Annotated in this window: 1 protein-coding gene; it reads left to right on the plus strand. The window is 46.7% G+C overall.

Annotated features, from left to right (window positions below; genetic code table 11):
* Positions 1–11 precede the first annotated feature (11 nt).
* The gene (locus ACTIE0_RS18405; RefSeq protein WP_439516951.1) at positions 12–5,252 is read left to right on the plus strand and encodes a clostripain-related cysteine peptidase; all 5,241 of its coding nucleotides are present in this window, start codon (positions 12–14) and stop codon (positions 5,250–5,252) included.
* The last annotated feature ends 592 nt before the right edge of the window (positions 5,253–5,844 follow it).

Here is a 5,844-nt window from a genome sequence, read left to right on the forward strand (position 1 = left end):
GCACTGGAGGAATGTATGATGAAATCTACATCAGTTTCTACCACGGCGATGGAGACCTAGACCTAGCACTGTATAATGAGCAAGGGGAACTGGTTGATAGTTCCACCGGAACCAGTGATTGGGAAAGCATTAGCCTAGAAGGGTTACCTAGTGGCACTTATTATGCCCAGGTTTATGGTTATGGTGGAGCCACCAACAACTATGAGATGGGCATATATGCTTATGGAGATTGGGATTACTACCCGGATTACGGTTGGCCATATTACGGCGAACCTAATGACTACTGGTACGAACCCAATGACACCATGGCAACTGCTTATGATTTGGGGGTAGTCTATTCTTGGTATGACTGGTTAAGCATTGATCCAGTAGGTGATGAAGACTGGTTTAGGTTTGAACTCCCTAGCACTGGAGGAATGTATGATGAAATCTACATCAGTTTCTACCACGGCGATGGAGACCTAGACCTAGCACTGTATAATGTCAATGGCTCGTTGATTGGTAGTTCGACAGGAACCAGTGATTGGGAAAGCATTAGCCTAGAAGGGCTGCCTAGTGGCACTTATTATGCCCAGGTTTATGGTTATGGTGGAGCCACCAACAATTATTCCATGAGCATATATACTTATGGAGATTACATTTGGGATGACTGGTACGACGGCTGGTACGACGACTGGTACTATACGGACGGGGAAGACCTAAGTGAAGACCGTTTTGCTGGTAATCACAGCTTTGATACCGCACATGATTTCGGTACAGTAAACTCACGGCTAGTCCAAAATGAGCTGGTGATAGTATCGGGATATGATGACTGGTTCAGCTTTACCACCGATGGAACTGCTGGCAGTGGTGCAGAGGTTCGTATTGACTTCCTCCACAGCCTAGGAGATGTGGATATGGTCCTCTACGATGCCAACAATAACTGGCTCGACAGTTCAATGAGTGTATCGGATAATGAGAGCATTAGTTTGGCTGGCTTAGATGCTGGAACCTACTACGTTCGTGTTTGGGGTTGGAATGGTGCTAGTAACCCGAACTATAGCCTGACCATTGACCCCCGTGTAAGGGGAGATGTCAGCAGTATTAATCCCGATTACTACGATCAGAACTATGAGAACAGTAGTTGGGATAATGCAGTTCAAATTAACAGCAGTGGCGTGATTCCCCATCAACTCTCCATCCATGAATCAGGTAATGACGACTGGTTCAGATTTACCCTCGCAGAAACAGGCTGGTTTAATCATGTGGTGGTTGTTGATCAGTTTGAACACAGTTTGGGGGACATTGATGTTGAGTTATATGATTCAGACAATAATCTGCTGCGGGCATCTCGTGGAGTAGGTAATGAAGAAGCTATCTTCTTGAACGGATTAAGTCCTGATACCTATTATGTCCGGGTGTTTGGCTACAACGGTGCCACTAATCCAGAATATCGCCTGACTATTGAGGCTCCTCTTGGTGAGTTCCAAAGTTCTGGTGGTATTGCTGCCGATCGCTTTGAAGGAGACGAAGGAAACAACACCCTAGAAACCGCCCACGAATTTGGTTCAATTCGTCAGGTTAGCGAGGATGAACTCACCCTGCATACCGAGGGAGACAGAGACTGGTTCCAATTCAGCCCTGTTGTCAACGGTCAAGTTGAAGTCCGACTCGAGTTTAATCATGGCGATGGAGATATTGACCTGCGAGTTTATGACCAGGATGGGTTACTGGGAATTTCTCAAGGCACTACTAACAGCGAATCTGTGGTATTCAATGGCAGTGTCGGGGACAATTACTGGGTTGAAGTCTACGGCTATCAAGGTGTTACCAACCCTCAATACAGTCTGAATATCACCACTGGTAGTGGTTTGGGTAACATTGAGCCCGATCGCTTTGAACCTAACAACAGTCGCGAACAAGCCACTGAATTACGTTATGTTACCAGTAGCCAAACGAATCTCAGTATTCACAACAGCGATGATGAAGACTGGTTCAGCTTCACTACCGGCGATAATACCCGCGACCACCGAATTTCCATTGAGTTTGATCCCAATTTCGATCTCAATCTGGAGTTGTATGATGAGTCCGGTAGTTTAGTTCCACTCAACAGCTTCGGAGGTAGTGGCGAAGGCATCCGGGGAATTAACCTAACTGACTTGGATGCCAACACCCCATATTATGCTCGGGTTTCTGGAGATGAACCTGTTAACTATAATCTGAACCTAAACGCTCCTCAAGTCCAAGTTGAAGCTGGTGAGGCTGAATGGACAATTATGGTCTACATTGCTGGGGACAACGATCTTGAATTAGCAGCTATTGACGATATCAACCAGATGGAAGCTGTGAACCTGCCGGATCATATCAATGTGGTGGTTCAGGTTGATGTCGAAGATGTTTCCGCCGATCTCATTAGCGGTTATGACACAGAGGATAACCGTTGGACGGAGACCCTTCGTGGCTTGATTCAGCATGACAACAACCCCAACCTGATTACCAGCAACCTCACTTCCATTGGGGAAGCGAATATGGGAGATCCAAACACCCTGACTGAGTTTATCCAGTGGGGCGCAGAAAACTATGCCGCCCAAAACTATGCTGTGGTGGTTTGGAATCACGGTGCAGGTCGTCATGGAGTCGCATGGGATGAGACTGATGGTAATGACTACTTGCAATTGTCGGAAGTTGCCCAGGCGATTCAAGAGGCTGGTTTGGAGAGTCTTCAATTGGTTGGTTTCGATTCCTGTCTCAACGGAGTGGTTGAGCAAGTCTATGAACTCCACGACCTGACTGAAGTGGTTGTCGCGTCTCAGGGACTTGTACCCTGGAGTGGTTGGGATTATACAGGCTGGCTGCAACAAGTCGCTGACGCAGGCCGTAACATCAGTGCTGAACAAATGGGTACAGCAATTCTAGAATCCTACGGTAATGTTTACAACAATTCGCAAACCCAGTCTGTGACCACAACGGGTGGGTTGGCAAATCTGAACAATGCTCTGGATAGCTTTGTTGACACCGTCCTTGATCATGCGACTGATAATGATTGGAGTGCTATTGTCCAAGCTCGTTCATTATCGACTGAGTTCTCTAACCCCGATGAGCGTGATTTGGGCAGCTTTATGAATGCGATCGACAACCTACTGGGTGACGATAACCAAATTGGTGTCGCAGCCAGGGAGGTTTCCCAAGCCCTAGATGATGCTATCATCGGTCAGGTTGATGTGTCTGGTGCTAATGGTCTGAGTATCTATTTGCCAGCCATCACAGGCCGTGGCTTTGACTCTCGTTACAATGAGAACAATTATCGGTTCGTAGCCGATACTCGCTGGGATGACTTCCTGACAGCCTTGACAAATCCAGACCGCCGTACCCAAGCGAGCGATCGCAGTCGTCGTATTGAGCCTGATTATGCCGAAACCACTGATATCACTGGCAACATTACCGGCAACGTCAATAACGACTCCTCTAGCACAGCCTTTAATCTCGGTCGTCTGACTGGTTCACAAAACTCGTTTGCGGACTTTAACCTCCATAACAGCCAAGATATCGACTGGTATCGGTTTGAGACTGGTCAACATGATGGCAACCTTGACATCAACATTAGCTCCATTCATGGCGGAAACCTGAATCTGGAAATCTATCAGGGTAATGCTAATGGCGGTGTCAGTCGGGATGAACAAGGAAACCGCATTCGACTCGGTGAGGCTTCTGGACAAAATAACCTAGAGGTTAATCTGGAAGGACAATCGGGTGGCACCTATTTCGTGAGGGTTTCCAGTGAAACTGGAGATACCAACCCCAACTACTCCCTACAAGTCAATCATCAACCCCTAGTTCGCCAAGGTGGTGTGGTTGTTGAACCTGATCATCTTGAAGGAGTCGGTGGCAGCACGGACAATAATACTCAGGCCAAGGCTACTGACTTGGGTGAATTGCGACTCAATGACATCATTGAGATTCCTGGCTTGTCAATTCACGCTGGTGATGTCGATTGGTTTAAGGTGACTCCCAGCCGCATTCCTCAGCGTCATCCTAATGGGATTACCATTGAATATGATCCGAGTTTGGGAGAACTAGATCTCGAACTTTACAATGCTGACGGGGAACGCCTCGATCTTGATCTGGTCAGGGGTGACTCATTTATGTCGATTAGTTTCCCATCTACCAACCAGCCATTTTATATTCGGGTGGCAGGTGAGAACGAAGACACCCAAAATCACTACGAACTCAACATCAGCCGTCGGGAGTTAGATATTAATGGAGATGGTAGTGCATCCGCACTGACTGATGGTTTGATGATTTTCAACTATCTCAGCTTAAGCAATACTAATCCGACTCTACTCGATCAGCGACTAGAAAATGTGGCAAGTGACGCTGGTGGCAATCGCGTCTTCTCTGACGAATTGACTCGATACCTCGAGCTAGCCCAAAATACGATGCTCGATGTTAATGGGGATGGCAGTTTCAGTGCGCTATCTGATGGTGTGATGATTTTTAACTATCTGAGCTTAAGGGATACTAACCCTAACCTACTCGATCAGCGCTTAGAATCATTAGCCCAGACAAGTCAAAACGCTACTCGCACAACTGCTGCCGAGATTCGCGATTTCCTGGATATTCATTTACCCAGCACTAACACCCAACGTTCTTCAAATCCCACTCAGCCGGAAGAACGGCCTAACTCGGTGACGGTTGAACCTGAATCTGAAGAATTGGAGGAATCTGACCAGGTGCCTGAAAATGATTCGGAAACACCAGAGGAGTCTCAAGCATCTCCAGAATCTGAGGCAGTGACCAGCAATATTGCTGAGTCTGACGAGCCTGATGAGTCTGACGAGTCTGACGAGCTTGATGAGTCTGACGAGCTTGATGAGTCTGACGAGCTTGATGAGTCTGATGAGCTTGATGAGTCTGATGAGCCTGATGAGTCTGACGAGCCTGATGAATCTGACGAGCTTGATGAGTCTGATGAGTCTGCGGAAGTTGATCCCCTCACTGGTGAGAGTGATTCGTCAGAAACTTCTTCAGAAAATCTGGAAGCGGAAGCGGAGGACATTTTAGTTAATCCCTCCTCCATCGATGACTTGCAAGGCAGTGAAGAAGCTAACTTGATTGCTGGTAGTTCCGAAGATCTCAGTGGCGTGACTGTAATACCAACCACCGATGATGCGATCGCTCTTCAGGTTGAGGAAGCTGAAGGCAGTTCTAATTTTGATCCCGTTGACTTAGAAGAGGAGGATGTTTTATTGGCGGATGAGCCATCGCTGTTCTAACAGCTATTACTGGCTATAATTTGTCCCAGGTCAATCAGTGGAGTAGAAATATCACATAAGCATATTTCTACTTCCTCTAGCAAAGTCGAAGCTCCGAAAACTCCATGATGGGTGCATGAGAACAACAATAGTAGTTGAACATGGAATGCTACTAGCTATCTGATGCACCCTATTAACTTGATTGATACCCAAGGAGTAGCGAAAACAGAATACAGTCAAGCTAAGTAAAAATAGTTTCTTGAACTAAATCTGGCTGGCTTGATCCAATCAGATCGGATGTGTCTGAAAACCTTTCATAACCACCTTAAATTCAACGGGAGATTATGAACAGCAACTATCAGAACCTGCGCTCTGGGCATAGGATGGCTATCTAGGTTATCAATATCTGTGTAGGGTGTCAATTTTTCTGGGCTGTGTTCACTAAAACTTAATTTTGGGATGATCCAGATCCGGAAAAAAAAACGTTTATATGTAGTATTTTTCAGTCAGATCATGTAGACTGCCAGGTGTGACATAGTCAGCACCCCCGGCTGAAGCACGGGGGCTTCGTGCCCCCCGCTTTCAGGTAGCTGACCAGCTTAAGCCTTAACTG

The sequence above is a fragment of the Limnospira sp. genome (genome assembly GCF_051859755.1).
Lineage (GTDB): Bacteria > Cyanobacteriota > Cyanobacteriia > Cyanobacteriales > Microcoleaceae > Limnospira > Limnospira fusiformis.

Excerpts from the sequence above, each read along its gene's own strand:
- ACTIE0_RS18405 (WP_439516951.1), top strand. The coding sequence starts at position 12 with ATGTATGATGAAATCTACATCAGTTTCTACCACGGCGATGGAGACCTA.